Genomic DNA, 26254 nt, shown 5'->3' with positions numbered 1-26254 from the left:
CCGACGTCTCCCCCTCTTCTTTTGTTCCCGGCACCTCCCCCCTCATTTGTTCCGGCGTCTCCCCCTCATTTGTTCCCGGCATGTTTTCGCCGGGATCACGCGCGCAGGCGTTCGCGGCGGAGTTGGTCGACCTCGGGGAGGTGCAGGGGGGACAGTTCATCGACGCCGAGGGCGCGCTGGAGCAAGTAGTCGGCGAGTTCGGGATTGCGGGCCAGGGCGGGGCCGTGCATGTAGGTGCCGATCGCCGAACCCTGCACGACGCCTTCCAGTCCGTCGCCGACGCCGTTGCCGACGCCGCGGGTCACCTTGGCCAGGCCGGTGGCATCTCCGCCGAGTTTCGTTCCGCCGCGGTGGTTTTCGAAACCCGTGAGGGCCTGGGACAGGCCGGGGATGAGCGGAGTCGTGGCGACCTCGCCGATGGCGCGCTTGGCCTGCGGGGAGGTGGTGACGTCGATGAGTCCGACACCGTCGACGCGTTCGCCGCCGGAGGTCTCGTACCAGTGCCCGAGCACCTGGATCGCGGCGCAGATCGCCAGCACCGGAGCGCCTTTCGCGGCCGCGCGCTGCATACCGGGATACCGCTGCAGGTGCCGGGTGGCCAGCCGCTGCGCCGAATCCTCCGCACCGCCGAGGGTGTAGATGTCCAGCGACTCCGGCACCGGATCGCTCAGCGTGATCTCGACGATCTCGGCGTCGTAGCCGCGCAGGCGCAGCCGCTGCCGCAGCACCACCGCGTTGCCGCCGTCACCGTAGGTGCCCATGACGTCGGGCAGCACCAGCCCGATCCGCACGGTCGACTCGCTCATGCCTGCACACTCTCCAGATCGCGGTTCAGGTCCCGGAATGCGGTGTAGTTGGCCAGCACCTCCACCCGGCCGGGGGGACAGGAGGCGATGGCGCGCAACGGGTTCGCCACCGTGGTGTGGTCGACGCCGGCGTAGGTCAGGCGCACGGCCAGATCGGTGGCGCGCTCACCGGAGGCGACCACCTGGGTGCCCTCGAAATGCTCGAATCGCACATCCCACAGCCACGACAGGTCCTCGCCGTCGGGCACCTGACCGTTCACCGCGATCACCAAACCCGTTGCGGCCGGGTCGATCATCGACAGCGCCTCCTGCCAGCCCGCCGGATTCTTCGCCAGCAGCAGCCGCGCCGAATGCTCACCCACCTGGACCGTCCGGTACCGGCCCGCGATCTCGCGGACCGTCCCCGCCGCATCCACGGCCGCCTGCGGCTCGGCACCCAAGGCCACCGCCGCCGCCACCGCCTGCGCCGCGTTGCCGCGGTTGGCCCGCCCCGGAAGGGCAAGGTGCAGCGGCAGTTTCGCCCCGTCGGGCCCGTACAGGAATTCCTCGTCCACCCACCAGTCCGGTTCCGGGCGCTGGAAGTCCGCGCCCGTACTGCGCCAGTGCGCCCCGTCCCACACGATCGGTTCGCCGCTGCGCGGGCAGCTGGTGGCGTCCAGCGACCAGCCGCTCCCGGCGGCCACCCACACGACATTGGGGTGGTCGTAGGCGATGGAGGTGACCAGCACGTCGTCGCAGTTGGCGATCAGCACGGTATCGGGATGGCGGGCCATGCCCGCGCGCAGCTTGCGTTCGATCATGTTGATCTCGCCGACCCGGTCCAGCTGGTCGCGGCTCAGATTCAGCAGCACCACCGCCGCGGGATTCAGCGCGTCGCTGACGTGGGGCAGATGCAGTTCGTCGACCTCGATGGCGGCCAGCGGCGCGGCCCGGTGCGCGCTGAGCGCGGCGACGATACCCGCGTCCATATTGGCGCCGTCGGCCTGGGTCGCGACCCGCCCCAGCGTGCCGAGGGCGGCGGCGGTCATTCGGGTGGTGGTGGATTTGCCGTTGGTGCCGGTCACCAGCACGGTGCGCCGGTCGCGGCCCAGCTGGGTCATGATCGTGGGATCGATCCGCAGCGCGATCAGCCCGCCGATCATCGACCCCTTACCGCGCCCCGCCTTCTGCGAGGCCCACGACGCTGCTGCCGCCGCTCGCAGCGCCAGCCGCCCACGCACCGAGATGTCTGCCACGACGCGAGTTTATGTGGTCGCCCGATCGCCCACTCCCCCCGCTCGTGCGGCGCACACCACATCAATAGAGCATCTTCTGATAATTCTCCGGAGCGCAGTAGGCCTCCAGCTGCTCCACCGACTCGGTGACCTTGGTCTGCACCTCTTTGACCAGGCAGGCAGTGCTGGGCAGGCGGTCCTCGGGCCAGCGTTCCGGCCGCCAGAGATCGCTGCGCAGGAACGCCTTGGCGCATAGCCGTCGGCACGCCTGTTGCCCGGGCGCTCCGGGATGGCGATGGTCGTATCGTCGAGCACCTTCACGAAACCGGCGGGATCGCCCTTCGGCGAGGCATCGCAATTGCCGTCGGCGTCGCTGGTGGCAGGCCAAACGTCTTACTTCCTCAGACCGGAACGTCGAAGACGTTCGGTTGTCCGGCGGCGTAGCGGGCCGCGTCCAGCTGGCGCAGCGGCTCCAGCTGCGGCGCTCGATACAGCGGGAACAGCCGACAGCGTTCGGCATTCGACCCCGCGACGTCCAGCACCGCATTCACCGCCGTGCGCGCCGATTCGCTGGCGCCCTCCATGGTGGCCAGATCCACGTTGGTGCGCACGTAATCGCCGGCCAGGAAGAGATTTTCCAGCGCGCCGTGCGCCTGCGGGCGGGCCGCCCAGGAACCGGCGGTGTTGATCAGCAGCGGATCGGCATTGGTATTGCGCCGCCGGGCGGCGTCCCAGCCGATGCCGGAGTCCAGGAACCAGGAATGCAGATCCGCCTCGCGCAGCGCGGCCTGCCCGTCGAGATGGGCCCGCAACTGCGCCCACACCTCCCGGGCGATCTCGTCGTGGGTGCATTCCTTGGCCGGTTTACCGAACAGGATGCCGGGGACGTTCCAATCGGAGATGTCGACCGACAGGCAGTCCTGCACGGTGCCGTCACCGTACGCGGAAAGCTTTGCGCGAGACCAGAATTGGTTCTGCGCAATGGAGGTGAGCGACCACGGCGAATCCACATAGGCGGTGTGGCCGCGCGCAATGGCGGCCGGGCGGCGCAGGTAGAACTGGATGCCGGTCATCCAATTGGTCACCAGCTGGTCCATCGCCGCCAATTCCGGTTGGACGGCAAGGATTTCCGGTGTCCACAGACTCCGTGCGACCTCCATGGGAACGGCCAGCACGAAATAGTCGGCCTCGACCGACCGTGCGGCGCCGCTGCCGTCCACCAGGTGTCCGGCCGCAATTCGGCGGTCCCGCACCTGCAAACCGCGCAGTTCGGCACTGTCGAATCGAACGCCCAACTGTCGCAGGCGGTTCACCCACGGATCGATCCAGGCCTCGTTGGTGGGTCCGTTCAGCAGCCGATCCAGCGGTCCGTCGTTACCCGTCTCGAGCGGGTTGCCGAGGAACTGCTCACCCATGTTGCCGATGGTGCGGGTGCTGGCGTGGTCGTCCTTGGCGGCGACCAGCAGGGTGGTCAGGGTGCGCGACATCAGCGCGCGGAACTCCGCGGAACGGCCGCGGGCGCCGACGAAATCGCGCCAGGACATGTTCTCCCACTGCCCGAGGCGGCGGGCGTCGCAGCTGGTGTTGAACACCAGCAGCCGGTTCGCGAAGTACAGGGCCTCGGTCATCGGCATCCTGGTCGACGTCGCGATCATCGAACCGACGGTCTGGCGGAAATCATCGGCGCTCGACCAGGTCGCACCGGCCCGGCCCATGGGCAATACGACGTCCTCGCTGCCGCTGCGGGAGAACCGCGCCTCGGCGGCCGGAACGAGGTTGTCCCAGACGCCATTGGCATTGCCCGGAAAAGGGATTCGCCGCATGGTGTCCGGAATGTGTTTGTAGAAACCGGGAAAGAAGCGGAAACCGTGCTCGCCGGGCAGGTCCGGTCGGCCGTCGCGGCCCGAACCGGGGACGGGAATGCTGCGCGCCTTACCGCCCAGCGCCCGCCGCTCGTAGACCGTCACGTCGAAACCGCGTTCGGCCAGTTCATGGGCGGCGGTCAGGCCCGCCACCCCGCCACCGAACACCGCGACACGGCGGCCCGGATCGGCCGCCGCCCGCACCGGGCGCAATGTCAGTGCGCCCGCGGTCATTACACCCGCGACCGCCACCCCACGGAGCACGGTTCTCCGGGAAACGGCCGTTTGCTGTTCTGCCATCTTTCGGGACCTCCACGCCGCGGCTTACTGTAAGCGGTGGATCCCACTTCGGGTTCCCGGGGCCCGAAATTCCCGGCCGGAGGCGATAATTCGGGCTACTTGCCGACAGCGAGTTCCGGCTGCGCCGCTGCGGTCTTCTCCTCGGACACGGAGCCGGTCCGCCGCGCGGACGTGGCCGCGAACGCACCGGCGATCACGACGACCGCGCCCGCCAGCGACAGCATCGTCGGCCGCTCGCCGAGGAAGGCCCAGGCGGCGCCGATGCCCACCACCGGCACCAGCAGCGTCAGCGGAGCCACCGCACCGGCCGGGTAGCGTCCCATCAGATATGTCCACAGTCCCGCCCCGACGACGGTCGCGAGGATTGCGGTGTAGCCGAGCGCGGCCAGGGCGGGCCATCCGTCGATGGTGAACGATTCCAACAGGGCCCGCGGCCCGGTGCCCGGCCCTTCGACCAGCGCGGACAGCACGAACATCGGCAGCGGCGGCACGACCGCCATCCACAGGGTCAGGTGCAGGGGGTCCACCCGACTCTCGGTGCTCCCGGCCGCGGCCAGGCGCGAGCCGATATTGCCGAAGGCCCAACCCAATCCGGCCGCGAGGGTCAACAGCACCGGCAGCACCGAGGCGTGCTGGGCGCGATCCCACCCGATGACCACCATCCCCAGCACCGCGACCGCCAAACCCAGAAGCTGTGTGCGCCGCAGCCTTTCACGCAACAGCAGCCCACCCAACACCACCGTGAACGGTGCCGAACTCTGCAGCACCAGCGACGACAGTCCGGTCGGCATCCCCGCCCGCATCGCCGTGAACAGGAATGCGAACTGGGCAATCCCGAACCCACCCCCGTACAGCAACAGCCACCGCACCGGCACCTGCGGCCGCGGCACCAGCAGCACCACCGGAACCGCCAACACCGCAAACCGCAACCCCACGAAGAACAACGGCGGAAAGTGCTCGACCCCAACGTGCAACGCCAGAAAGTTCAACCCCCACAGCACGACAACGCCCAACCCGAGCAAACGATCACGGTAACTCACCCCGCGAATCATGGAGCCGCCAATTAGTTAGCACTATCGAATAAATAAACACTAACGATGTAGTAGAACTGAACTATGACCCCCGCTCCACGCCCGGGAACCCCATCCACCCACCCCACACCGAGCCCGAGGACGGGCCCATCAGCCGCCGACCCCTCAATCTCGAGGAACCGAACAGCGAGGGCGGCTGCACCGCGACCCGACACGGCGACAGGCGTTTACCGCGCGGATGGCGACCGGCTCGGCGGGGAGGCTCGCGAAGGTCATGGTGCGGGGGCGGGGCTCATGGCGGTGGAGCGGTTGCGGGTGTTGCGGGAGTTTGCCGATCGGGGGACGGTGGCGGCCGTGGCCGAGGCGTTGGGGATGACGTCGTCGGCGGTGTCGCAGCAGTTGAAGGTGTTGGCGCGGGAGGCGGGGGTGGCGCTGCTGGAGCCGGATGGGCGGCGGGTGCGGTTGACCGATGCGGGGCGGGCGCTGGTGGTGCGGGCCGACGAGGTGCTGGCTGCGATGGATCGGGCGGCGAACGAGATGGCGCTGTATCGAGGCTCGGCGCGGGGGCAGGTGCGGGTGGCGCTGTTTCCGTCGGGCGCGGCCTTGTTGCTGGCGCACGTGCTGGCGAGGTTGGCCCACAGTGGCGTGGACGTGGTGGCGAGCGACGAGGACGTACCACCCAGCGAGGTGCCGCGGCTGCTCGCCGACTACGACGTGGTGCTGACCCACCGCGACGAACGGGCGCCGTCGCTGTCCGGCCCGCGCGTCACGTCCCGGGTCTTGATGCGTGAGCCCATCGATGTCGTGGTCGCCCCCGATCACCGCCTCGCCCAGCGGGGCGCCGTCGTCCCCGCCGAATTGGCCGACGAGACCTGGCTGGGCGTGCGCGGCGGCTTCCCCGTCGACGACGTACTCCGCTCGATCGCCACGGTCACCGGCGTACAGCCGCGAATAGCTCAGCGCCTCAACGACTTCAACGCCATCGAGGAACTGGTTGCCTCCGGCTACGGCGTGGCCCTCATGCCCCGCTTCTCCGTCCGCCACCCCGACCTGGTCGTCCTCCGCCTCGCCGGCGTCCGCGCCGCCCGCCTCTTCGAACTGGCCACCCGCCCCCACGGCCCTTCCCGCCCCGCCATAGCCACGGTCCTCGAGGCCTTCGAATCCGCCGCCCACAAGGTCACGTCCGCCGACCCCGGCCCACGCCGCCGCTGAGGATCCTCGCCCGGTGCACAGGCGATGACCTCTTCGTCATCGATACCGCTGCTCTCGGCGAATGTGATGGTGCCGAACTCGTCCAGCCTGACTTGCGGGGCGGCGATCGATTACTCCGTGCGCTCCGATTGCCGAATCGGTAGGCCGAAAGCTTCCATCATGATCAGCGGATTGTGATAGCTGACGTAATCGGCGATCTTGCCGTCCCGCATGCGGATCAGGACTACATAGTGGTTGCGATACGGTTTGCCGGTGTGTTCGACCAGGCAGTCTCCGTCGACTTGGACCAGCCACCGACCGGCCTCGAGAAGCGGCTGAATATCAACTCTTTCGGCGCATCTACCGTCGAAATGTCCGGAGAGTCAACGATGTACCAGAGTTGCCGTTGCGGCCATGAGGTCTCCGGTATTCAGGCGATGTTCGGTTGCTGAACCTTCTACCGGAGACCTCACGCGCGGCGGTGCTTACCACCCACTACTTCGAAACACGGCCTAGTGGGCCGAGTACGGGTTGCCCGGGTAGGGGCCCTGGTGGCCCGGGTAGTGGGTTTGCGGGCTGGGGAAGGGAGGTTGGGGGACGTGGTAGCCGAAGTCGTCGGCGACCATGGCGGCCAGCTCCAGGAGGGCCCGGCGGGTGGGCTTGCCCACCAGTTCCAGGTCGATTTCGGCGCCCTCGGCGAGGTGGTCGTCGAACGGCACGACCTGGACGGCGCGGGTGCGGTCGAGGAACAGCTTGCGCAGCTGGTCCAGGTCGACCGTGGAGGCGCCGCGGCGGGAGGCGTTGACCACCACCACGGTTCGCTCGACGAGCTTGCCGTAGCCGTGGTGTTCCAGCCAGTCCAGGGTGGCCGAGGCGCTGCGGGCGCCGTCGATGGCCGGGGACGTCACCAGGATGAGCGAGCTGGCCATGTCCAGCACGCCCTTCATCGCCGAATGCATCAGTCCCGTACCGCAGTCGGTGAGGATGATGTTGTAGAACTGCTGCAGGATGGCGATGGCGCGGCGGTAGTCGTCCTCGCTGAACGCCTCCGAGACCGCCGGATCCTGTTCGCTGGCGAGCACTTCCAACCGGCTCGGGGCCTGCGAGGTATGGGCCCGCACGTCCGAGTAGCGGCTGATGTGCTGATCTTCCAACAGGTTCCGCACCGTGGAGCGGGTCTGCCGCGGCACCCGGTGCGCGAGCGTTCCGAGGTCGGGGTTGGCGTCTATGGCGATGACGCGGTCGCCGCGCAGCGAGGAGAAGGTGGAGCCCAGACCGACCGTGGTCGTGGTCTTTCCGACGCCGCCCTTGAGCGAGAGGATCGCGATGCGGTAGTCGCCGCGCACGGGCTGATTCACGCGCTCGACGAGTTCGCGATGGACCACATCCGCGGGCGACTCACCCGGGTTGATCGCACCGCCGGTCACCTTGTGCACGGCACGGCGCCATCCGCTGCGCGGGGCCTTGCGGGCACGCTTGAGCAGATTCAGATCGCTGACCGAATGCGGCTGTCCCGGCTGCATCGCATGCTGCGGCTGGAACGACGAATGCGGCTGCGGCGGCTGCGGATTCGGCCCGCCCCAGCCGGGCGGGCCCGGCTGCTGCATCGGCGGCGGCGAATACATCTGCTGCTGTGGCTGGGGTGTGGGCGGCAGCGGCGGCGGGGCCCAGCTGTACTGCTCCCCCGGCTGTTCCGGTTGCGGGGCGGGCTGCCCACCGTCTTCGGGGAAGACGCGGCGCACCATGCCGTCGGGGCCGATCTCTTGGCGGATCTCCCCGTAGGGAGTCTCCTGGCGCACCTCGCCGAAACCGGGTCCGAAGGAATTCTGTTCCCCGGGACCTCCCGCCCCGAAGGCATTCGGATCACCCGAGCCACCGGGCCCGAAGGAATTGGGATCACCGGAGCCTCGCGGCCCGAAGGAATTCGGCTCCCCAGGACCGCCAGGGGCGAAGGAGTTCGGATCGCCGGGACCACCGGATCCGAAGGAGTTCGGATCGCCAGGGCCGCCTGGTCCGAAGGAATTCGGGTCACCCGGACCACCGGGCGGCGGACCACCCCAGGGACCGGGCTGATCCGGCGCCGGGAAACCACCGGGCTGCGGCGCGAAGGGCCCGGAACCTGCGAACGGACCGGAGGTGGGAGGCGGTCCCGGGGGTGCGAAGCCCGGCGGAGGCGCGAACGGGCCGGGCTGGAAGGTCGTCTGTTCGATCGAATCGGGTACCGGCGGGAAGATTCCCGACGCACCCTGCTCATCGTCGTCGAGGGTGTCGCGCTCGGCGTCGCCGCCAGTCGCCGAATCCTCCGCTTGGTCGTCGTGCGCCGGCTTCGAGGTCGAGTCGTCCTTCTCGGCGGCCAGGTCCACCGCGTGATTCTGCAACCACGGTGGTGAGGTCGAGTTGTCGTCAGTCGTCACGTTTCCCCCATCTGCTCGGGTCAGCGAGCAGAGAGCTCGGCGCTAGTGCAGCTCCAAAGCTAGCACGCTGTCCGAATGCTCGTGTCCTCGCAGACCAGGTCTATACCCCTTATCGCACAGACTTATCCACATGTGATCCACAGGAGGGTTCCCGTTGTCATCCCCGCGAAGAGCATGCGGGGATGACAACGGGAGACGTGTGCACCGACGGCGGGAGACATGTGCGCCGAGGGCGGGAGACGTGTGCACCGACGGCAGGAGACGGGCTTTTCGCCGGCCTACCGCAGCGCCCGGTTCACCGCCGATACGACGGCGCGCAGCGATGCGGTGGTGATGGAGGTGGCGATGCCGACGCCCCAGGTCACCTTGTCGCCGATGGCGCATTCGACGTAGGCCGCGGCCTGGGCGTCGTCGCCGGAGGACATGGCGTGCTCGGAGTAGTCCAGCACCCGCACCTCGTAGCCGATGGTGCCCAGCGCATCCACGAACGCCGCGAGCGGGCCGTTGCCCTCGCCGGAGATCTCCTGCTCGACACCGCTCACCTTCACCACGGCATCGATGTGGTCGGTGCCGCCGTCGGTCTCCGACGCGGTGACCTTCTGCCGAATCCGCTCGAGCGGCAGGATCGGGTTCAGGTATTCGTCGGCGAAGACGTCCCACATCTCCTTCGGGGTGACCTCGCCGCCCTCCCCGTCGGTGATCTTCTGGATCGCCTGCGAGAACTCGATCTGCAGCCGCCGCGGCAGCACCAGACCGTGATCGGTCTTCATGATGTAGGCGACGCCGCCCTTACCGGACTGCGAGTTGACCCGGATGACGGCCTCGTAGGTGCGGCCCACATCCTTCGGGTCGATCGGCAGGTAGGGAACCTCCCAGGTGATGTCGTCGACATCGGAGTCGGCGGAATCCGCGGCGGCCTTCATGGCGTCCAGGCCCTTGTTGATCGCGTCCTGGTGGCTGCCGGAGAACGCGGTGTAGACCAGGTCACCGCCGTACGGGTGGCGCTCGTGCACGGGCAGCTGGTTGCAGTATTCGACGGTCCGGCGGATCTCGTCGATATCGGAGAAGTCGATCTGCGGATCCACACCCCGGGAGAACAGGTTCATCCCCAGGGTGACCAGGCAGACATTGCCGGTGCGCTCACCGTTGCCGAACAGACAGCCCTCGATGCGATCCGCACCGGCCTGATACCCCAGCTCGGCGGCGGCCACGGCGGTACCGCGGTCGTTGTGCGGGTGCAGCGACAGCACGATGGAATCGCGGCGCGCCAGGTTGCGGCTCATCCACTCGATCGAGTCGGCGTAGACGTTCGGTGTCGCCATCTCGACGGTCGCGGGCAGGTTGATGATCATCGGCTTGTCGGGGGTCGGCGCGATGATCTCCGAGACCGCATCGCACACCTCGCGGGCGTACTCCAGCTCGGTGCCGGTGTAGGACTCCGGGCTGTACTCGTAGCGCCAGTCGGTGTCCGGATACTTCCTCTCGGTCTCCAGGCACAGCCGAGCGGCATCGGTGGCGATCTTCTTCACGGCCTCGCGGTCGGCGCGGAACACCACGCGACGCTGCAGGATCGAGGTCGAGTTGTAGAAGTGCACGATCACGTGCTGCGCGCCCCGGCACGCCTCGAAGGTGCGTTCGATCAGCTCCGGACGGCACTGGGTCAGCACCTGGATGGTGACGTCGTCCGGGATGGCGCCGTCCTCGATGATCTCGCGGACGAAGTCGAAATCGGTCTGGCTGGCCGAGGGGAAGCCGACCTCGATCTCCTTGTAGCCCATCCGCACCAGCAGGTCGAACATGCGGCGCTTGCGGGCCGGGCTCATCGGGTCTATCAGGGCCTGGTTGCCGTCGCGCAGGTCGACCGCGCACCACGCCGGGGCCCGGTCCACGACCTTGTTCGGCCAGGTGCGATCGGGCAGCGTGATCGGCTCGACTTCCTCGGCGAACGGCCGATACCGGAAGGTCGGCATCGACGAGTTCTTCTGCTTGTTCCACGCGGGCTGATCGGCCGGGGCCGGCTTGGACGGTGCGGTGATCGTGCGCGTGGCGGATACGAAGGCGTCAGCGGGTGACATGCGATGTTCTCCGTGGGTGTGGGTGGGATCCCAGATACGTCTTGGGTCGACCGGCACAGCTGAACCCCGCGACGGGAGCCGGTCCGTGTCAGACCCCGTCGCGGCGGCCGAGGAGGAGTGCCCGCTGCATGATGATCGCGAGTTTACCGCTTCGCAATCCAACCGGGAAAGGCAGGTCGACAAGAATCATGACCTGGGTAGAACAGCTGGTCGTCTTCGGCGCGGGCATCGCGGCCGGCTGCATCAACACGATCGTGGGCTCGGGGACCCTGATCACCTTCCCGGTGTTGCTGGCGCTGGGCTATCCGCCCGTGACCGCCAACGTCTCGAACACGATCGGCCTGGTTCCCGGGGGAGTGAGCGGCGTGCTGGGGTATCGGCGCGAGCTCGCGGGCCAGCGGGCCCGGCTGTTGCGGCTCGGCTCCGCGACCCTGCTGGGCGCCGCGGCGGGGGCGATCCTGCTGCTGACCCTGCCGCCCGGGGCGTTCAAGGCGATCGTGCCGGTGCTGATCATCGCGGCGCTGGTGTTGGTGGTGGTGCAGCCGCGGCTGTCGCGGTGGGTGAAGCGGCGTCGTGAGCAGGACGGCGACGCACCCGAGCACGGCGGACCGCTGCTGTGGCCGTCCGTGCTCGGAACCGGTGTCTACGGTGGGTATTTCGGTGCGGCGCAAGGGGTCCTGCTGATGGGCCTGCTCGGGGTGTTCGTGCACGAGGACATCCAGCGGCTCAATGCGGTGAAGAACTACCTGGCGCTGCTGGCCAATACCGTGTCCGCCCTGATCTTCGTATTCGTCGCCGAGGTGTCGTGGCAGGCGGCGGGACTGATCGCGGTCGGGTCGATCATCGGCGGGCAGTTGGGCGCGACGGTGGGTCGGCGATTGCCGCCGACCATACTTCGCGGGGTCATCGTGGTGGTGGGGACCATCGCGGTCGTGCGGCTTCTGATGGATTAGATTCCGGCCGACAGCAAGCAGGACCGACGAGTGCCGATACGCCCGCCTCTCACAACCGCCCCGACTTCAGGAACTCCCGCAGCCGGATACGGTAGGGCTCGATGTCGATCCCTTGTGCCGCAAGCCAATCCGCCGAGTAGTACTTGTCGATGTAGCGGTCACCCGGATCGCAGAGCAGGCCGACCACGCTGCCGCGGCGGCCCGCACCGGCCATCTCGGACATGATGTGGAAGGCGGCCCACAGCCCGGTTCCGGTGGAGGCGCCCGCTTTTCGGCCGATGAGCTCCTCGAGCACATGCACGGACGCGATGGCGGCGGCGTCGGGCACATGGATCATGCGGTCGATGGCCGAGGAGACGAAGCTGGGCTCGACGCGCTGGCGGCCGATGCCCTCGATGCGGGAACAGATGTCGGTGGTGACGGTCGGGTCGCTGTCGCGCCAGCCGGGGAAGAATGCCGAATTGTCCGGGTCGGCAACGCACAGGCCGGTCGAGCGGCCGGTGTAGCGGATGTAGCGGGCGATGGTCGCCGACGTGCCGCCGGTACCCGCGGTGGCCACGATCCACGTCGGTTCCGGATGCGGCTCCTCGGCCAGCTGTTCGAAGATCGACTCGGCGATATTGTTGTTGCCCCGCCAGTCGGTGGCGCGCTCGGCATAGGTGAACTGATCCATGTAATGGCCGCCGGTTTCGCGCGCCAGACACGCGGCCACCTCGTACACCTCGTTGGCATTGTCGACGAAATGGCATTGCCCGCCCTGGAATTCGATCAGCCGCACCTTCTCCCTACTGGTGCTGCGCGCCATCACGGCGATGAACGGCACACCGATCAGGCGGGCGAAGTAGGCCTCGGAGACCGCGGTCGAGCCGCTGGAAGCCTCGATCACCGGGCGGTCGGGCCGAATCCACCCGCTGCACAAGGAATGCAGGAACAGCGAACGCGCCAGCCGATGCTTCAGTGAGCCCGTGGGATGGGTGGACTCGTCCTTCAGATACAGATCCACACCCGGGACCGCCGGAATCGGCACGCGCAGCAGATGGGTATCCGAGGAGCGGCGCGCATCCGCACGCACCTTGGCGATCGCCTCGGCCAGCCACTGCCGGTGCACGGGATCGTATCTGTTGATGTCGATCACATCGTCGGCCACGGTCGTGGTCATGCGCTCTCCTCGCCCTCGAGCTCGTTGAGGTAGTTATAGATGGTGAATCGGGTGACGCCGATCGCCTCGGCCACGGTCTCGATCGCATCCTTGACGGCGAACACACCCTGCTCGCGCAGCCGCGCGACCACCTGAATCTTGTGCTGCTTCTTCATCAGTTCCACCGGGACGCCGGTATCGGCGACGGCCTCGGCGATCATCCGCTCGGTCAGTTCACCGACACTGCGCGGGAATGTCTCACGCGGACTTTCGCTTTCGCGCGCGGTCCCGTTGAGCAGCTCACCGAGCAGGCGATGCGCCTCCGCAAGATCGGTGACGTCGATGTTCAAACACAGTGCCGCAACTGGCATCCCGTCGGCGGAGCGCACGACGATCGTGCTGGAGCGCCCCCGCCGGTGGTGTGGCAGCTCGGTCGGATAGTCGATGAGATTCCCACTCGCCCCGGTCTGCAGATGCCGCAGTAGCAGATCGGTTGCCGGTGCACCCACCGAACGCCCGGTGAGCCCACCGGCAATCGCACGCACGGAATCGGGCAGATGGGTCAGATCGTGCAGGACCACTTCGGCCCGCAACGCCTCCGACAGCGGCTCCACCAGCTGCGCGAGCACATCCAAGGTCACCCGGACCTCGTCGGTACACGCCTGCTGGGCCATCACACCTCCGAGCACATTTCAACTGACGATTGAGATCGTACACAATCAGTTGATTTGCCGCCCGATCGCCCCCCTGCGGCTCAGGCCGATGGCCGCGCCGATCGGACGGCACCGGTAATGCGAGAGGCACAGCGCGTCAGGTGATCGAGAACCTCGGGATCGGCATCGAGGGTGTAGTCCGCATCGAGGCCGACGAGTATGGCCGCGATCCGAGCCGGACTGTCGTCGGAAATCTCTACGGCACAGGCGCTTTCGTCCACCGGCGTAATTCGACCCGGCAGCGCTCCCCCGACCCGGGAGCGCACAGCCTCGGCGGGAGCCGCCACGGTCGCGACCGCACGATGCCGAGTCGGCGCGCGCACGATCTTGCTCGCGACGAATGCCGCCGGGTCGCCGCCGGGCAGCTCACGCGCGGGTACCCGCCGACCGGTGGGCAAGAGATCGCGCAGCCGGTCGAGCCGATAGATCCGCCAGTCCTCCGCCTCGACGTCGTAGGCGACCAGGTACCACAGGCCGGTGAAGGCGACCAGGGCATGCGGTTGCACGCGGCGCCGCCCGCCGGTGCCGTGCCGGGTGGTGTAGTCGAAGGCCACTATCTCGTGGTCGCGGCATGCGGCGGCGGCCGTCGCCAGGATCGCCGGGTCGGTGGACGGACCGCTGCCGACGGCGAGCGGCGCGACGCTCTGCTGCAATGCCCCGGCCCGCCCACGCAGCCGGGCGGGCAGCACCTGCTCCAGCTTGGCCAGCGCCCGCAGCGCCTGCTCGGCCAGGCCCGTATCGGTGGCCGTCCGCAACGCCACCGCGACCGCGACGGCTTCGTCGTCGTCCAGCAGCAGCGGCGGCAGATCCGTCCCGGACGCCATGCGGTATCCACCCGCGTGGCCGGGCCCGGAGTCCACGGGATAGCCGAGCCCGCGCAGCCTGTCGACATCCCGGCGCACCGTACGCACGGTGACGCCGAGCCGGTCGGCCAACTCCGCGCCGGACCATTCGCGCCGAGTCTGCAGCAGCGACAGCAGGCGCAGCATCCGAGCGGGCATGTCGTTCGTCACGGTCCCACTATGCCCTGCTTTGAGGACAACTCCTGTCCTCGAAGGGACCTAGCGTGGACACGTCACAGCAGAAAGGAGCTCGGGAATGAAGATCGCATTGCTGGGAACCGGATTCGGCCAGGCCCACGCGGCGGTGTACGCGCGGCGCTCGGACGTGGACGAGGTGGTCGTATTCGGCCGCACCCCAGCCAAACTCGCCGCATTCGAGGAACAGTTCGGATTCGCCACCACCACCGACCTGGATACGCTGCTCACCGACCCCTCGGTGGATCTGGTCGACGTCTGCTTCCCCACGCCGCTGCACGCCCGGACGGTGCTGCGGGCCCTGGACGCCGGCAAGCATGTGCTGACCGAACTGCCGCTGGCCGACACACTCGCCGATGCGAACCGCGTGGCCGAGGCCGCCGAACGCAGCGATCGGCAGGTGTTCGTGGACATGTTCGAGCGGTTCATTCCCGCCAACCAGGCCCTCGTCGACGCCGTGCGCGATGGCATCTACGGGCGCCTGGAGGGGTTGACGCTGTGGATGGCCACCGCACCGCTGTGGCCGGGCGCCTCGCTGGGCCTGCGGACGCTGCCGCTGGAGGCCATGCACAGCGACCTCGACATCATCGTGCGTACCCTCGGCTTGCCCGAGCGCCTCGACGTCGCCGCCGTCGCCCGCGATGCGGACACCGCCGCCGTCGAGGCGGTTATGACCTTCGACGGCGCGATCGCGCGCAGTTCGGTGTCGGCGCTGATGCCGATGCCGTGGGGCGCTCGCGGCGGTTACACCGCCACCTTCGACTGCGGCGTCCTCGAGTCGACGTCCACGATCGGCTCCGACGGCACGACCGAGGCCAGGGTCACCGCCTACACACCCGACGGCGTCCACCAGCTGGACCTACCCGCCGCCGACCAGTACACCGCCATGATCGATCACGTATTGGCCTGTCTGCGAGGCGAAGCCGACAACAGGATCGGCCCGGACACCGTGCTCGACACCCTTCGGCTCACCCTCGACATCGACCGGGCCGTCCGAGCCGAGGCCTGACGCACCCGGATCGGTGCTTCGACGGCCGATAGGGTGGGCCGAATCGACCCTTCTGAATGGGCATATTCGAAAGGGTCAACTCGACAGGAAGATTCAACGATGACTGCAGTGCACGGTATGTCGGTCGACATCGAGACGCCCGATGGTGTCGCCGACGCGTATGTTGCCTACCCCGACGATGGCGCCGCCCATCCGGGAGTGCTGGTGCTTCAGGACGGTTTCGGGCTGCGGCCCAGCCTGCGGTCGCTGGCCGATCGTATTGCCGCCCACGGCTACACGGTGCTGCTTCCGAACGCCTATTACCGGCACGGGCGCGCGCCGGTGGTCGAGCTGCCGGATCTCATCGACCCGGCGGAGCGGCCGGAAATCATCCAGCAGGTCATCCCGATGATCGTCGAGCTGACACCCGAGGTCCTGCGTTCCGATGTCGGCGCCTACCTCGCGTGGCTGGCAACGTCGCCGCAGGTGGCCGCGGGGAAGGTCGGCCTCACCGGCTACTGCATGGGTGCGCGGCTGGCGGTGCTGGCCGCCGCCATGTTCCCCGATCGGGTCGGCGCGGTGGCCGGATTCCATGGTGGACCGCTCGTCACCGACACCCCGGACAGTCCGCACCTGACCGTCGGAGACATCACGGCGGAGCTGTACTTCGCCCACGCGGGCGAGGATCACCACATGACCCCGGAACACATTGCCCAGTTCGACAAGGCACTCGAGGCCGCCGGAGTCCGCCACCGCACCGAGGTCTATGAGGGCGCCGAACACGGCTACACCCAAGCCGATACGTCCGCCTACGACCCCGAGTCCGACGAACGGCACTACCGCGAACTGCTGGCCCTGTTCGATCGAACTGTGCGCCGGTAGCCACCAACCGATGGCTACGACACGGACTAGTCGTCCTCGGCGTAGTCGTGGGGCGGGGGTTGGAGGCTGAGGCGGTCGGCCAGGGCGTCCACGGAGGCGGCGTCGGCGTAGGCCTCGGTGGTCAGTTCTATGAAGCTGGCCCAGCGGGCCACGCGGGGGGTCCAGCGTTGGATGTAGGCGCGGGCATGGATGGCCTCGGCCAAGTCGCCCTTGGCTTTTGCATCCTTCTCCGCGGAGCGGGCGGCGGCGACGGTGTTTTCGGCCAGCGTCAGTTGTTCCCGGCAGTGATCGATGTCGGGAACCTCCTCGCGGACGGTGTCGGCCTCCACCCGCAGGTTGAGCACCACACCGCGCAGCCGGGGGTCGGCCACCTCGAGGCAGGGAACGTCACCGTTTCGCGGGAGCTTGCGACCGGCGGCGGCGATCGCCCGCAGCCGCCGCTGGTACCGCTGCTTCTCGCGTTTCTCCCACAGTGCCAACTGTTTTCGGTAATCGTCGACGTCCTTGCCGCTGACCTCGCGGTAGCGCAGCTCCGCCGTGGAGGTCATCCGCTCGACGCCGTCGTGATCGCACACGGCGATGCTCGCTCGCCATACGTCGGGTACCGGATCGTCACGGCCTTCGATCCGGGCATCGAGGACCGCGGCCCGATGCTCCTCGACGAGTTCGTAACAGACGCGATCGAATACGGCCGTTCCCACCTGGATGAAGTCCTGGCACACGCGAGCGGTAGTGGCATCGGCCGTGCCGAACTTCCCCTCCCCCGACTCCAATGTCCGGCGCTTCCCGTCGGCACCGATACTCGTCACCGTCCAGCGATAGAGCCCGGTGTCGCGGACTTGCACGGCAGACTCGGTGTTCATCGTGCCCTCCCAAGCGATTCGGTCCACATGGCCTGTCGTCATCGGGCACTGCCCACCGGAGGGCAGCATGCAGAGCGTATGCGCACCGGGGCGCCGACGGTGCGAAAGCACAAAAATCCGGCCGTAGCCCCAGGGCAGGATTCACAGGGGCGAGAACTGAACCGCAGTTGATCAACACGGACACGCTCGAGCGACACGCGGTCGAGATCTCGAGGTTGTCGGGCGGCGGTGGTAAGACCGAATGCGGACGTTCTCACAGGAGGTCTTATGCGCACGAGGGTCTGTCTGTCCTGCGATGCAGCGCTCGACCACTGTCACGGCACGTTGATCGTGCACACCGACCGATCGGTGGAGTGCACGGATACGGACTGCTTCGACAGCGACCACTCCCGGCACACCTTCATCGTCGACTGCTTCGACGTGGCCGGCGGGTGCGGGTGCGCGGTCACCGAGACGTGCAGCGGGCCGCGTAGCCTGGCCGGGTGAGTTACGACCACGTACTGCTGCCCTCCGGCGTCGCGGCGACACCCGCCGAGGTCGACGCGTATCTGACCGCCCAGCAGGGGCGGCCCGAATCCGAGACGGTGGCGGCGATCGCGGCCGAGCTGAACCGGCGCAACGAGCGGTTGCCCGAACAGGACTCCTTTCTGGCCGAACCTCCGGTCGGCGGCACGGAAACCGGTGCTGCACTGTATGTTTCGAGCGACTACGACGCCATCGGGCATCTGCGCGGGCTGTTGTTCGAACTCGCCACCCCGCGCGACTACGCGGTCTACGATCCCCAGCTGACCTGGTTGATCGACCCCGCCGGGCATATCCCCGTCACCGTCACCCACGGCGGTGCAGGCGAATTCCCGTATCTCACCCGCGCACTGCTCGACCAGTGGATCCCCACCCTGTCCGACCCGAACCCCTACCTGATCGTCGAGCGCGAACCCCAGGTCTACATCCAGACCTTCCGCGACGACTCGGGCCGCTACACCCTCGAATACCGCGACGGCTCCCCCGACCGCCACTTCGGCACCCACACCACCGACGCCGAGTTGGTCACCGCCCTGATCTGGGCCTGGGCCAACAACGACCGCACCCACTTCGACTCCCTCGACTGGAAACCGGTCGACCTCTGACTCCGCACTCCCCCGCCTCTCCGCGCTCCAGGCCATACAAGTTGGTTGCCTCGACCGTTGAATACAGGTCCTGCGTTGGGTGCCGCTCGGGTTTTGGGCGTCCCCGACGAGTTACCGATGTTCTTGCGAAATCAGTTGTCACGAAACGTAGAACCCCTGGCACCCAGCTCGGGCCCCACTCATATGTGATGGAACGCAGAGGAGCGCGGGGCCTGGCTGTTACTGGTTGGTGAAGGCTAGGCGGCCGGCGAGGGCTATGAAGGAGGCGCCGAAGACCCTGCGGAGCCAGGTGGTGATGGAGGGGCGGTTGATGACGTGGGTGCGGACGGCGGCGGCGAAGATGCCGTAGGCGCCGAAGACCACGAGGGTCACCAGCATGAAGATGCCGCTTAGTTCCAGCATGCGCAGCAGGGCGTGCGGTTCGGTGGTGCTCACGAACTGCGGCAGGAAGGCGAAGAAGAAGATGGTCAGCTTCGGATTGAGAACATTCAGCAGGATCGCCGAGATGATCACCCGCAGCGCCGAGGGGGCGGGACCGATCGTCCGCTCGTCGTCGACCGCGAGAGTTCCCTTGTCCCGGAACGTGGTCCACGCCATGTACAGCAGATAGAGGACGCCCAGATACTTCAATGTCTGGAAGGCGATCGCGCTGGTATTCAACAGCGCCGCCAACCCGGTGATCGCGGCCACCATATGCGGCACGATCCCGAGCGTGCACCCGAAGGCCGCCACCAGGCTGGCCCGGGTACCCCGATTGAGCCCCGCCGCCACGGTATACAACGCCCCGACCCCGGGTGTGGCCACGATGACCAGTGTCGTCAGCAAAAACGCAATGCTCATCCCCCGCACAGTAACCGGTGAAGCCCCCTCCGCCTACCCCGAATTTTCTCGTGTTGCGGGAAACGAGAGGCCACCGGGCCCGGCTACAGCGCGCGGCGGCCGGAGAGGGCCCGGCCGAGGGTCAGTTCGTCGGCGAATTCCAGGTCACCGCCCATGGGGAGGCCGGAGGCCAGGCGGGTGACGGTGAGGCCGGGGAAGTCTCGGAGCATGCGGACGAGATAGGTGGCGGTGGCCTCGCCCTCGGTGTTCGGGTCGGTGGCGATGATCACCTCGGTGACGTCGACGCCGTCCTCCTGATTGCCGATGCGGGACAACAGCTCCCGGATGCGCAGCTGATCGGGGCCGATGCCCGACAGCGGGTCCAGCGCGCCGCCGAGCACGTGGTAGCGGCCGCGGAATTCGCGGGTGCGCTCGATGGCCTGCACATCCTTCGGCTCCTCGACCACACAGATCAGGGTGCGGTCGCGGCGCGGATCGGCGCAGATGCGGCACAGCTCCCCATCGGAGACCGTGCCGCACACCGCGCAGAACCGCACCCCGTCACGCACCTTCTGCAATGCCGCCTGCAGCCGGTCGATCTCCGGCGGCTCGACCGACAACAGATGAAAGGCGATGCGCTGGGCGCTCTTCGGACCGACGCCGGGCAGCTTGCCCAACTCGTCGATCAGATCCTGAACCGGCCCCTCGTACAACAGCTCCGTCCTCTATCCGAGACCCGGAATTCCGGGCAGACCACCGCCGCCGGCCAGCGGCCCGAGCTTGTCCGCGGCCAGCTGCTGCGCATTGGCCATCGCGGTGTTGACGGCGCCGACGATCAGATCCTGCAGCGTCTCCACATCATCGGGATCGACCACCTTGGGATCGATCTGCAGCGACACCACCTCGCCGGTGGCCTTGATGGTCACCTTCACCAGGCCGCCACCGGATTCACCTTCGACCTCGGCCGCCGCGATCTCGGCCTGCGCCTCCATGACGGCCTGCTGCATCTGCTGTGCCTGGGCGAGCAGTGCGCCCATATCGAACTGTCCACCTGGCTGCACGGGCCTGTCCTCTCTGAAGGGAAGGGGTTGGGTACCAGCGTAGTCACGGTTGTGTTTACCACCGTATCCGGCCGGTTATAGCGATTTACCATCAAAAGTGGGTCGGGCGATCCGGTGGAGGCAGTAATGCATGCAAACCGTGACCTTTTCCGCAAATCCCTTGTGCGCCTGGCAGCGTCGGCCGGACTGGCCGCGCTGTTCGCCGTGACACCCGCGGTGCTCCAAGCACCGACAGCCAGAGCCGACATCAACTACGGCGGCGGTTGTGTGATCTACACCAACAATCCGGCCGCGACAGTCGACGCACTGCGCAACAGATGCTCCCCGGAGCAGCAGGACCGGATCTTCCGCGACGCGCCTCGCGGCAACGTTCCGTCGGGCGTGACGAACGGCTGGGTGGCGCGACCACTGCTGATCCAGGTTGTCTCACCGCCGTTCTGGACCGGTAAGACCTTCTACACCGGCCCCGCCGGTGGTCGCCTGATGAACCGCATCTCCCCTGCGGGGATCGAGGGATTCCCGGCGCATGTGTACTCCGCCCCGTCGCGCATGGACGGACGGCAGGCGTGGGCGCTGGATTACGCCCCCTCGATCACCCCGCAGATCTGGGACGAGATCCGTGAGGTCGCCCCGGGCGTGTGGTTCGGGTACTCGTATTGGCGCGGGTTCTTCCAGACGCCGTTGATGTTGACGTTCGTGCTGACGTACTGAGTGAGGGTCCTTGACTCTCCCATCACTGGAGGGTGTTCGCTGATGGCATGACTGCGACGGTCTCCATCGGTGAATTCGCTCGGCTGACGCACCTGAGCGTCAAGACCCTGCGGTATTACCACGAGGTCGAGCTGCTGGAACCGGTGGCGGTGGATCCGGCCTCCGGCTATCGGCGCTATTCGACCGGACAGGTCGCGCAGGCGCATCTCATCCGGCGCCTGCGCGAGCTGGATATGCCGCTGCCCGAGGTCCGGGCGGTGTTGGCCGCCCCGGATCAGGCCGCCCGCGACGCCGCCCTGCGCGCCCATCTGGAACGAATGGAAGCGCAACTGCTGCGGACCCGCGACATGGTGGCGTCGCTGCGCGCCCTACTCCTGCCGACGACGGGAATCGAGGTCGAATACCGTTCCGTCGCAGCGTTTTCCGCGCTCGCCGTGCGGGACGTCGTGGCGCACGAGCGGATCGGCGAGTGGTGCGGGGAGACCTTCCCGAGGCTGTACGAGACGCTGGCCGCCCGCGGTGTGGCGGCCGACGGCCCGGGCGGGGCCACCTACTCGACCGACTTCTTCGAGAACGCCCTCGGCGAGGTGATGGCGTTCGTCCCGATCGCCGCGTCCGATCGAGACGCCTTCGACGCCGACGCGGTGGCGCAGCTCGAGGCCCGCCGCTTCGCCGTAGCCGTCCACACGGGCCCCTTCGTCGACTTCGACCGCACCTACGGGGCGCTGGGAAGCCATGTGGCCGAGCACGATTCGGCGCTACCCGAACCCATCCGCGAGATCTACCTCGTCGGCCCGCCCGAGACCGACGAAAGCACCTACCGCACCGAAATCTGCTGGCCGATCGGCCGGCTGTAGGAAGAGAAGGAACACCATGGCACCCACCCTCGAGAACATCGCCTTCGACTGCACGGATGCGGCCGCGCTGGCCGGTTTCTGGTCACAACTGCTGGACAAACCGGTCGACCCGGACGCCACCGAGTTCTTTGCGAGCATCGGCCGCGGGACCATGTCGCCCACCCTGATGTTCCTGAAGGTGCCCGAACGCAATCCGGGCAAGAACGTCGTCCACCTCGATCTGGTCGCCCCCGACTGGCGCGAACAGATCGAGCGGGCAGTGTCATTGGGCGCCAAGCACGTCGACGACCACGACGAATACGGCATTCAGTGGGCGACGCTGGCCGATCCCGAAGGCAACCTCTTCGATATCGCGAAGGCGGAGAGGGCCTAGGACAGCTCCCGCTTCAGATTCTCCAGCACCTCGGCCTGAATCTTCTTCAGTCCCAAGGGTGCGAAGATGCCCTCGAAGAATCCGGCGACGCCGCCGGCGCCCTTCCAGCTGGTGCGGATCGTGACCAGCGAACCGGTGCCCGACGGCGTCACCGTCCAGGTCGTCACCATGGTGGAATTCGAATCACGTTCGGTCACCATGGAATCCGATACCGACACCACCGCGTGCACGTCGCGGGACCGCTTCTGGGTGGCCTGCAGCGTCCACTCGGCCACCGTGCCCGCACCCTTACCGCCCCCGAGCACCTTGTAGTCGCGGTAGTGCGAGGTGAGGATGCGCGGGCGCACCGTCTCGTAATCGGCGATCGCCTCGAGCGCGCGCTGCGAATCCGCCGGAACGACGATCGAACTGGAGGCGCTGACCTGTCCCACTGTGAACTCCTTGTTTGAGTCGGCGAGGTGCACGTTGACTGCCGCCGGGCTATGCTACGCCCCGATCCGGGGGATTCGGATCATCAGCGTTGCCGGAATCACCCCCCGGGGGGCGAATCATCGTGTCGGAGGTCAGCGATCGCTGGTACCTCCTGCACGGCGGCCGGACGACCTCCCGGACGAACTCGATGGATTCGGAGACGGCCGAGCTCGAGAGGGCCTTCGTGCTCGCGCATGCCCGGGGCGGAGGTGGCCGCCGCCTGCTGGTCGCTGCTGCGGATACAACAACGACGCCTATGCCGAGCACTGGTTCGCCAAGACATTGACGACCGGGGCCGGGTCGGCCCGAATATCGGTGTAGCGAATTTCCCGAGGTTTCCATTCCCGTTTCGGGGCGTGACGACTCTCCCAGTACGCCCGCGCCCGGAATATTCGCTCGGGCCCGGGCCGGCTGCCGGGGCCGGGGCGCTCGCGACCGGCTCGTCCTTCCGGTCGGAAACAGTGCCTCGACCAGGGGAATCAGCTGTGTCGCGGCGAGCGATGCGGGTACCCGAACGCCATGCAACATGTGGGTGAAGAATGCTGCCGCTAGGTACCCTCACGGTGGTAGCTCACTTCGGTGCGAGATAGCGTCAGGGAGTGGCAGTGAGTCTGTTGGGGAAGGTCGGGCGCGCACCGGCCGCACACGAATCAGGATTTGCCGCGCATCGGGCGGGGGTGGATCGCCTATTGGCCAGTTACCGCGCCATTCCGCGGGACGCCACCGTGCGGCTGGCCAAGAAGACCTCCAATCTATTCCGGGCCCGGGCCAAGAACCCGGCTCCCGGTCTGGACGTGTCCGGTCTGACCAAGGTCATCGCCGTCGATCCGCAGGTCAAGACGGCCGATGTGGCCGGGATGACGACCTATGAGGACCTGGTCGCCGCGACCCTGCCGTACGGGCTGGCCCCGCTGGTGGTGCCGCAGCTCAAGACCATCACCCTCGGAGGCGCGGTCACGGGCCTGGGCATCGAGTCCACCTCCTTCCGCAACGGCCTGCCGCACGAATCGGTGCTGGAGATCGACGTGCTGACCGGCTCGGGCGAGATCATCACCGCGACCCCCGACGGCGAACATGCGGATCTGTTCCGCGGCTTCCCCAACTCCTATGGCACCCTCGGCTATTCGACACGGCTGAAGATCGAGCTGGAGTCCGTGCAGCCGTATGTGGCCCTGCGGCACGTGCGCTTCCACGATCTGCGCGAACTCGAGACGGTGATGGCACAGATCGTCCTCGACCGCGCCTACGACGGCGAGCGGGTCGACTATATCGACGGCGTGGTGTTCACCGCCGACGAGAGCTATCTGGTGCTGGGCCGCCAGACCGACGAGCCCGGCCCGGTCAGCGACTACACCGGGATGGATATCTTCTACCGCTCCATCCAGCACGATTCGACGCGGCCCAAACGCGACCGGCTCACCATTCACGACTATCTGTGGCGCTGGGACACCGACTGGTTCTGGTGCTCACGGGCTTTCGGCACCCAGAACCCGAAGATCCGCCGGTTCTGGCCCAAGCAGTATCGGCGCTCGAGCTTCTACTGGAAACTCATCGCGCTCGACCACAAATACAATGTCGGCGACAAGATCGAGGCCCGCAAGGGCAATCCGCCGCGCGAGCGGGTGGTGCAGGATATCGAGGTGCCGATCGAGCGCACCGCCGAGTTCCTGCGGTGGTTCCTGGACGAGATCCCGATCGAGCCGATCTGGCTGTGCCCACTTCGGTTGCGAGACAACGGCTCCACCACGAACGGAAGGCCCTGGCCGCTGTACCCGCTGGAGCCCGATCGCACCTATGTCAATGTCGGCTTCTGGTCGGCCGTGCCGACCGTCCCGGGTCAGCCGGAAGGGGCGGCGAACCGGGCCATCGAGCGCAAGGTGAGCGAGCTCGACGGGCACAAATCGCTGTACTCGGATGCGTATTACGACAAAGATGAATTCGCGCAGTTGTACGGCGGCGACGTCTACCCCGAACTGAAGAAACGCTACGACCCCGATCATCGTTTGCTGGATTTGTATTCGAAGGCGGTGCAACGCAAGTGACCACGTTCAAAGATCGTTCCGACGTATTTGCGGAGCTGGGAACAAAACTCACCATCGCCGAGATCTTCGAGACACTCGTCGACGGCGAGGTGCCGATCCGGTTCTCCGCCTACGACGGCAGCGCCACCGGCCCGGCCGACTCCAAATACAAGCTGGACATCCGCAACCCCCGCGGCATCAACTACATCGCCACCGCCCCGGGCGATCTGGGCATGGCCCGCGCCTACATCTCCGGCGATATGACCGCCGAGGGGGTGCACCCGGGCGACCCGTACGAATTCCTCAAGGCGATGAGCGACCTGAAGTTCCGCCGCCCGTCGGCGCTGGCCCTGGTCACCATCGCGCGCTCGCTCGGCTGGGAGGCGCTCAAGCCCATCGCGCCGCCGCCGCAGGAGACGCTGCCGCGCTGGCGCCGGATCGCGCTGGAGGGTCTGCGGCATTCGAAGGCCCGCGACGCCGAGGCGATTCACCACCACTACGACGTCTCCAACGCCTTCTACGAGAAGGTGCTCGGCCCGTCGATGACCTACACCTGCGCGTGTTACGAGGACGAGAGCTGGACCCTCGAGCAGGCGCAGGAGAACAAGTACCGCCTGGTGTTCGACAAGCTGCACCTGAAGCCGGGCGATCGGCTGCTCGACATCGGCTGCGGCTGGGGCGGCATGGTCCGCTACGCGGCCAAGCGCGGCGTGCACGTGATCGGCGCGACCCTGTCGAAGGAACAGGCCGAGTGGGCGCAGCAGAAGATCGCCGAGGAGGGCCTGCAGGAATTCGCCGAGGTGCGCCACTCCGACTACCGCGACGTTCCCGAATCCAATTTCGACGCGGTGTCGTCGATCGGTCTCACCGAGCACATCGGCGTGCACAACTACCCGACCTACTTCACCTACATCAAGAGCAAGCTGCGCGACGGCGGCCTGTTCCTCAACCACTGCATCACCCGCCCGGACAACACCCGCACCACCAAGGCCGGTGACTTCATCGACCGCTACGTGTTCCCGGACGGCGAGCTGATCGGTTCGGGCCGCATCATCTCCGATATCCAGAACGTCGGCCTCGAGGTGCTGCACGAGGAGAACCTGCGCCCGCACTACGCCCTCACCCTCGCCGAATGGTGCAAGAACCTGGTCGCCAACTGGGACGCCTGCGTCGCCGAGGTCGGCGAGGGCACCGCGAAGGTCTGGGGCCTGTACATGGCCGGCTGCCGACTCGGCTTCCAGCGCAATGTCGTTCAGCTGCACCAGGTCCTGGGCATGAAGCTGGGCCCGAACGAAACCTGGGACGTCCCGCTGCGCCCCTGGTGGAAGGCCTGACCCACCGCCCGAC

At 67.4% G+C, this 26254-nt stretch carries 25 protein-coding genes and 1 pseudogene; 11 read left to right on the top strand and 15 right to left on the bottom strand.

What is annotated here, in order from left to right:
- Positions 1-95 precede the first annotated feature (95 nt).
- From IU452_RS33420 to IU452_RS33400, 5 genes and pseudogenes are all read right to left on the bottom strand, one after another.
- Entirely contained in the window at positions 96-806 is a 711-nt protein-coding gene (locus IU452_RS33420) for a type 1 glutamine amidotransferase (RefSeq protein ID WP_195113229.1), read from the bottom strand.
- Positions 803-2041 (bottom strand): Mur ligase family protein, encoded by a 1239-nt coding sequence (locus IU452_RS33415; protein ID WP_195113228.1) that lies wholly within the window; start codon positions 2039-2041, stop codon positions 803-805. The genes IU452_RS33420 and IU452_RS33415 overlap by 4 nt, the downstream gene beginning before the upstream one ends.
- A 61-nt stretch (positions 2042-2102) precedes the next feature.
- A pseudogene (locus IU452_RS33410) lies at positions 2103-2401 on the bottom strand (pyridoxamine 5'-phosphate oxidase family protein); the annotation flags it as partial.
- Positions 2402-2421: 20 nt separating this feature from the next.
- Positions 2422-4116 (bottom strand): hydroxysqualene dehydroxylase, encoded by a 1695-nt coding sequence (locus IU452_RS33405; RefSeq protein ID WP_195113227.1) that lies wholly within the window; start codon positions 4114-4116, stop codon positions 2422-2424.
- A gap of 161 nt (positions 4117-4277) precedes the next feature.
- On the bottom strand, positions 4278-5222 hold the full coding sequence (locus IU452_RS33400; RefSeq protein ID WP_195113226.1) for an EamA family transporter: 945 nt from the start codon (positions 5220-5222) through the stop codon (positions 4278-4280).
- Positions 5223-5507: 285 nt separating this feature from the next.
- Here IU452_RS33400 and IU452_RS33395 point away from each other — a divergent pair, with 285 nt between their 5' ends.
- The gene (locus IU452_RS33395) at positions 5508-6425 is read left to right on the top strand and encodes a LysR family transcriptional regulator (RefSeq protein ID WP_195113225.1); all 918 of its coding nucleotides are present in this window, start codon (positions 5508-5510) and stop codon (positions 6423-6425) included.
- Between the two features lie 491 nt (positions 6426-6916).
- On the opposite strand, the gene IU452_RS33385 is transcribed toward IU452_RS33395, so the two are convergent.
- Both IU452_RS33385 and leuA read right to left on the bottom strand, forming a co-directional pair.
- On the bottom strand, positions 6917-8818 hold the full coding sequence (locus IU452_RS33385; RefSeq protein WP_195113224.1) for an AAA family ATPase: 1902 nt from the start codon (positions 8816-8818) through the stop codon (positions 6917-6919).
- Between the two features lie 278 nt (positions 8819-9096).
- Positions 9097-10893 (bottom strand): 2-isopropylmalate synthase, encoded by a 1797-nt coding sequence (gene leuA / locus IU452_RS33380; RefSeq protein ID WP_195113223.1) that lies wholly within the window; start codon positions 10891-10893, stop codon positions 9097-9099.
- 188 nt (positions 10894-11081) lie between these two features.
- Here leuA and IU452_RS33375 point away from each other — a divergent pair, with 188 nt between their 5' ends.
- Positions 11082-11846, top strand: a complete 765-nt coding sequence (locus tag IU452_RS33375) for a sulfite exporter TauE/SafE family protein (RefSeq protein ID WP_195113222.1) — start codon at positions 11082-11084, stop codon at positions 11844-11846.
- Positions 11847-11895: 49 nt separating this feature from the next.
- Here the strand turns inward: IU452_RS33375 and IU452_RS33370 are convergent, their stop codons facing one another.
- The 3 genes from IU452_RS33370 to IU452_RS33360 form a co-directional block, all read right to left on the bottom strand.
- Positions 11896-13005 (bottom strand): PLP-dependent cysteine synthase family protein, encoded by a 1110-nt coding sequence (locus IU452_RS33370; protein WP_195113221.1) that lies wholly within the window; start codon positions 13003-13005, stop codon positions 11896-11898.
- The gene (locus IU452_RS33365; protein WP_195113220.1) at positions 13002-13658 is read right to left on the bottom strand and encodes a helix-turn-helix transcriptional regulator; all 657 of its coding nucleotides are present in this window, start codon (positions 13656-13658) and stop codon (positions 13002-13004) included. The genes IU452_RS33370 and IU452_RS33365 overlap by 4 nt, the downstream gene beginning before the upstream one ends.
- An 80-nt stretch (positions 13659-13738) precedes the next feature.
- Positions 13739-14710 (bottom strand): helix-turn-helix transcriptional regulator, encoded by a 972-nt coding sequence (locus IU452_RS33360; RefSeq protein WP_324192980.1) that lies wholly within the window; start codon positions 14708-14710, stop codon positions 13739-13741.
- Between the two features lie 85 nt (positions 14711-14795).
- On the opposite strand from IU452_RS33360, the gene IU452_RS33355 reads away from it, so the two are divergent.
- Entirely contained in the window at positions 14796-15743 is a 948-nt protein-coding gene (locus IU452_RS33355; RefSeq protein WP_195113219.1) for a Gfo/Idh/MocA family protein, read from the top strand.
- Positions 15744-15842: 99 nt separating this feature from the next.
- On the top strand, positions 15843-16604 hold the full coding sequence (locus IU452_RS33350) for a dienelactone hydrolase family protein (RefSeq protein ID WP_195113218.1): 762 nt from the start codon (positions 15843-15845) through the stop codon (positions 16602-16604).
- 26 nt (positions 16605-16630) lie between these two features.
- On the opposite strand, the gene IU452_RS33345 is transcribed toward IU452_RS33350, so the two are convergent.
- Positions 16631-17467, bottom strand: a complete 837-nt coding sequence (locus IU452_RS33345) for a hypothetical protein (RefSeq protein WP_195113217.1) — start codon at positions 17465-17467, stop codon at positions 16631-16633.
- A gap of 267 nt (positions 17468-17734) precedes the next feature.
- Between IU452_RS33345 and IU452_RS33340 the strand changes: the two genes are divergently transcribed.
- Both IU452_RS33340 and IU452_RS33335 read left to right on the top strand, forming a co-directional pair.
- Entirely contained in the window at positions 17735-17953 is a 219-nt protein-coding gene (locus tag IU452_RS33340) for a hypothetical protein (protein WP_195113216.1), read from the top strand.
- On the top strand, positions 17950-18594 hold the full coding sequence (locus IU452_RS33335; RefSeq protein ID WP_195113215.1) for a hypothetical protein: 645 nt from the start codon (positions 17950-17952) through the stop codon (positions 18592-18594). The genes IU452_RS33340 and IU452_RS33335 overlap by 4 nt, the downstream gene beginning before the upstream one ends.
- A gap of 219 nt (positions 18595-18813) precedes the next feature.
- On the opposite strand, the gene IU452_RS33330 is transcribed toward IU452_RS33335, so the two are convergent.
- The 3 genes from IU452_RS33330 to IU452_RS33320 form a co-directional block, all read right to left on the bottom strand.
- Positions 18814-19434, bottom strand: coding sequence for a LysE family translocator (locus IU452_RS33330; RefSeq protein ID WP_195113214.1), 621 nt, complete (start codon positions 19432-19434; stop codon positions 18814-18816).
- Between the two features lie 83 nt (positions 19435-19517).
- Entirely contained in the window at positions 19518-20126 is a 609-nt protein-coding gene (gene recR / locus IU452_RS33325; protein ID WP_195113213.1) for a recombination mediator RecR, read from the bottom strand.
- 12 nt (positions 20127-20138) lie between these two features.
- Positions 20139-20474: a YbaB/EbfC family nucleoid-associated protein gene (locus tag IU452_RS33320; protein WP_195113212.1), complete on the bottom strand. Its 336-nt coding sequence runs from the start codon at positions 20472-20474 to the stop codon at positions 20139-20141.
- 126 nt (positions 20475-20600) lie between these two features.
- Here IU452_RS33320 and IU452_RS33315 point away from each other — a divergent pair, with 126 nt between their 5' ends.
- Genes IU452_RS33315 through IU452_RS33305 form a run of 3 tightly spaced genes read left to right on the top strand, consistent with a single transcriptional unit; the run spans position 20601 to position 22415 of the window.
- Complete coding sequence (locus IU452_RS33315; RefSeq protein WP_195113211.1) at positions 20601-21185, top strand: hypothetical protein; 585 nt, start codon at positions 20601-20603, stop codon at positions 21183-21185.
- A gap of 47 nt (positions 21186-21232) precedes the next feature.
- A complete protein-coding gene (locus tag IU452_RS33310; protein ID WP_195113210.1) occupies positions 21233-22042 on the top strand; it encodes a MerR family transcriptional regulator in 810 nt (269 codons plus the stop codon).
- Positions 22043-22058: 16 nt separating this feature from the next.
- Complete coding sequence (locus tag IU452_RS33305; protein ID WP_195113209.1) at positions 22059-22415, top strand: VOC family protein; 357 nt, start codon at positions 22059-22061, stop codon at positions 22413-22415.
- On the opposite strand, the gene IU452_RS33300 is transcribed toward IU452_RS33305, so the two are convergent.
- Positions 22412-22846 carry an SRPBCC family protein gene (locus IU452_RS33300; protein ID WP_195113208.1) on the bottom strand — a complete coding sequence of 145 codons (435 nt, stop codon included), beginning with the start codon at positions 22844-22846 and terminating at the stop codon, positions 22412-22414. The two genes, IU452_RS33305 and IU452_RS33300, sit on opposite strands and share 4 nt — an antisense overlap.
- Before the next feature lie 645 nt (positions 22847-23491).
- Between IU452_RS33300 and IU452_RS33295 the strand changes: the two genes are divergently transcribed.
- Both IU452_RS33295 and IU452_RS33290 read left to right on the top strand, forming a co-directional pair.
- Positions 23492-24928, top strand: coding sequence for an FAD-binding oxidoreductase (locus tag IU452_RS33295; protein ID WP_195113207.1), 1437 nt, complete (start codon positions 23492-23494; stop codon positions 24926-24928).
- Positions 24925-26241 (top strand): class I SAM-dependent methyltransferase, encoded by a 1317-nt coding sequence (locus IU452_RS33290; RefSeq protein ID WP_195113206.1) that lies wholly within the window; start codon positions 24925-24927, stop codon positions 26239-26241. Before IU452_RS33295 ends, IU452_RS33290 begins: the two co-directional genes overlap by 4 nt.
- Positions 26242-26254: the final 13 nt, after the last annotated feature.

The sequence above is a fragment of the Nocardia transvalensis genome, from assembly GCF_015477765.1.
GTDB lineage: Bacteria > Actinomycetota > Actinomycetes > Mycobacteriales > Mycobacteriaceae > Nocardia > Nocardia transvalensis_A.
This window is presented reverse-complemented; position numbering and strand designations above follow the sequence as displayed.

Bases quoted from the DNA above. Each gene is read 5' to 3' on its own strand.
- IU452_RS33405 (WP_195113227.1), bottom strand. From the start codon at position 4,116: ATGACCGCGGGCGCACTGACATTGCGCCCGGTGCGGGCGGCGGCCGAT.
- IU452_RS33315 (WP_195113211.1), top strand. From the start codon at position 20,601: ATGCATGCAAACCGTGACCTTTTCCGCAAATCCCTTGTGCGCCTGGCA.
- IU452_RS33365 (WP_195113220.1), bottom strand. From the start codon at position 13,658: ATGGCCCAGCAGGCGTGTACCGACGAGGTCCGGGTGACCTTGGATGTG.
- IU452_RS33370 (WP_195113221.1), bottom strand. From the start codon at position 13,005: ATGACCACGACCGTGGCCGACGATGTGATCGACATCAACAGATACGAT.
- IU452_RS33420 (WP_195113229.1), bottom strand. From the start codon at position 806: ATGAGCGAGTCGACCGTGCGGATCGGGCTGGTGCTGCCCGACGTCATG.
- IU452_RS33330 (WP_195113214.1), bottom strand. From the start codon at position 19,434: ATGAGCATTGCGTTTTTGCTGACGACACTGGTCATCGTGGCCACACCC.
- IU452_RS33305 (WP_195113209.1), top strand. From the start codon at position 22,059: ATGGCACCCACCCTCGAGAACATCGCCTTCGACTGCACGGATGCGGCC.
- IU452_RS33340 (WP_195113216.1), top strand. From the start codon at position 17,735: ATGCGCACGAGGGTCTGTCTGTCCTGCGATGCAGCGCTCGACCACTGT.
- IU452_RS33355 (WP_195113219.1), top strand. From the start codon at position 14,796: ATGAAGATCGCATTGCTGGGAACCGGATTCGGCCAGGCCCACGCGGCG.
- IU452_RS33350 (WP_195113218.1), top strand. From the start codon at position 15,843: ATGACTGCAGTGCACGGTATGTCGGTCGACATCGAGACGCCCGATGGT.
- IU452_RS33375 (WP_195113222.1), top strand. From the start codon at position 11,082: ATGACCTGGGTAGAACAGCTGGTCGTCTTCGGCGCGGGCATCGCGGCC.
- IU452_RS33310 (WP_195113210.1), top strand. From the start codon at position 21,233: ATGACTGCGACGGTCTCCATCGGTGAATTCGCTCGGCTGACGCACCTG.
- IU452_RS33395 (WP_195113225.1), top strand. From the start codon at position 5,508: ATGGCGGTGGAGCGGTTGCGGGTGTTGCGGGAGTTTGCCGATCGGGGG.
- IU452_RS33345 (WP_195113217.1), bottom strand. From the start codon at position 17,467: ATGAACACCGAGTCTGCCGTGCAAGTCCGCGACACCGGGCTCTATCGC.
- leuA (WP_195113223.1), bottom strand. From the start codon at position 10,893: ATGTCACCCGCTGACGCCTTCGTATCCGCCACGCGCACGATCACCGCA.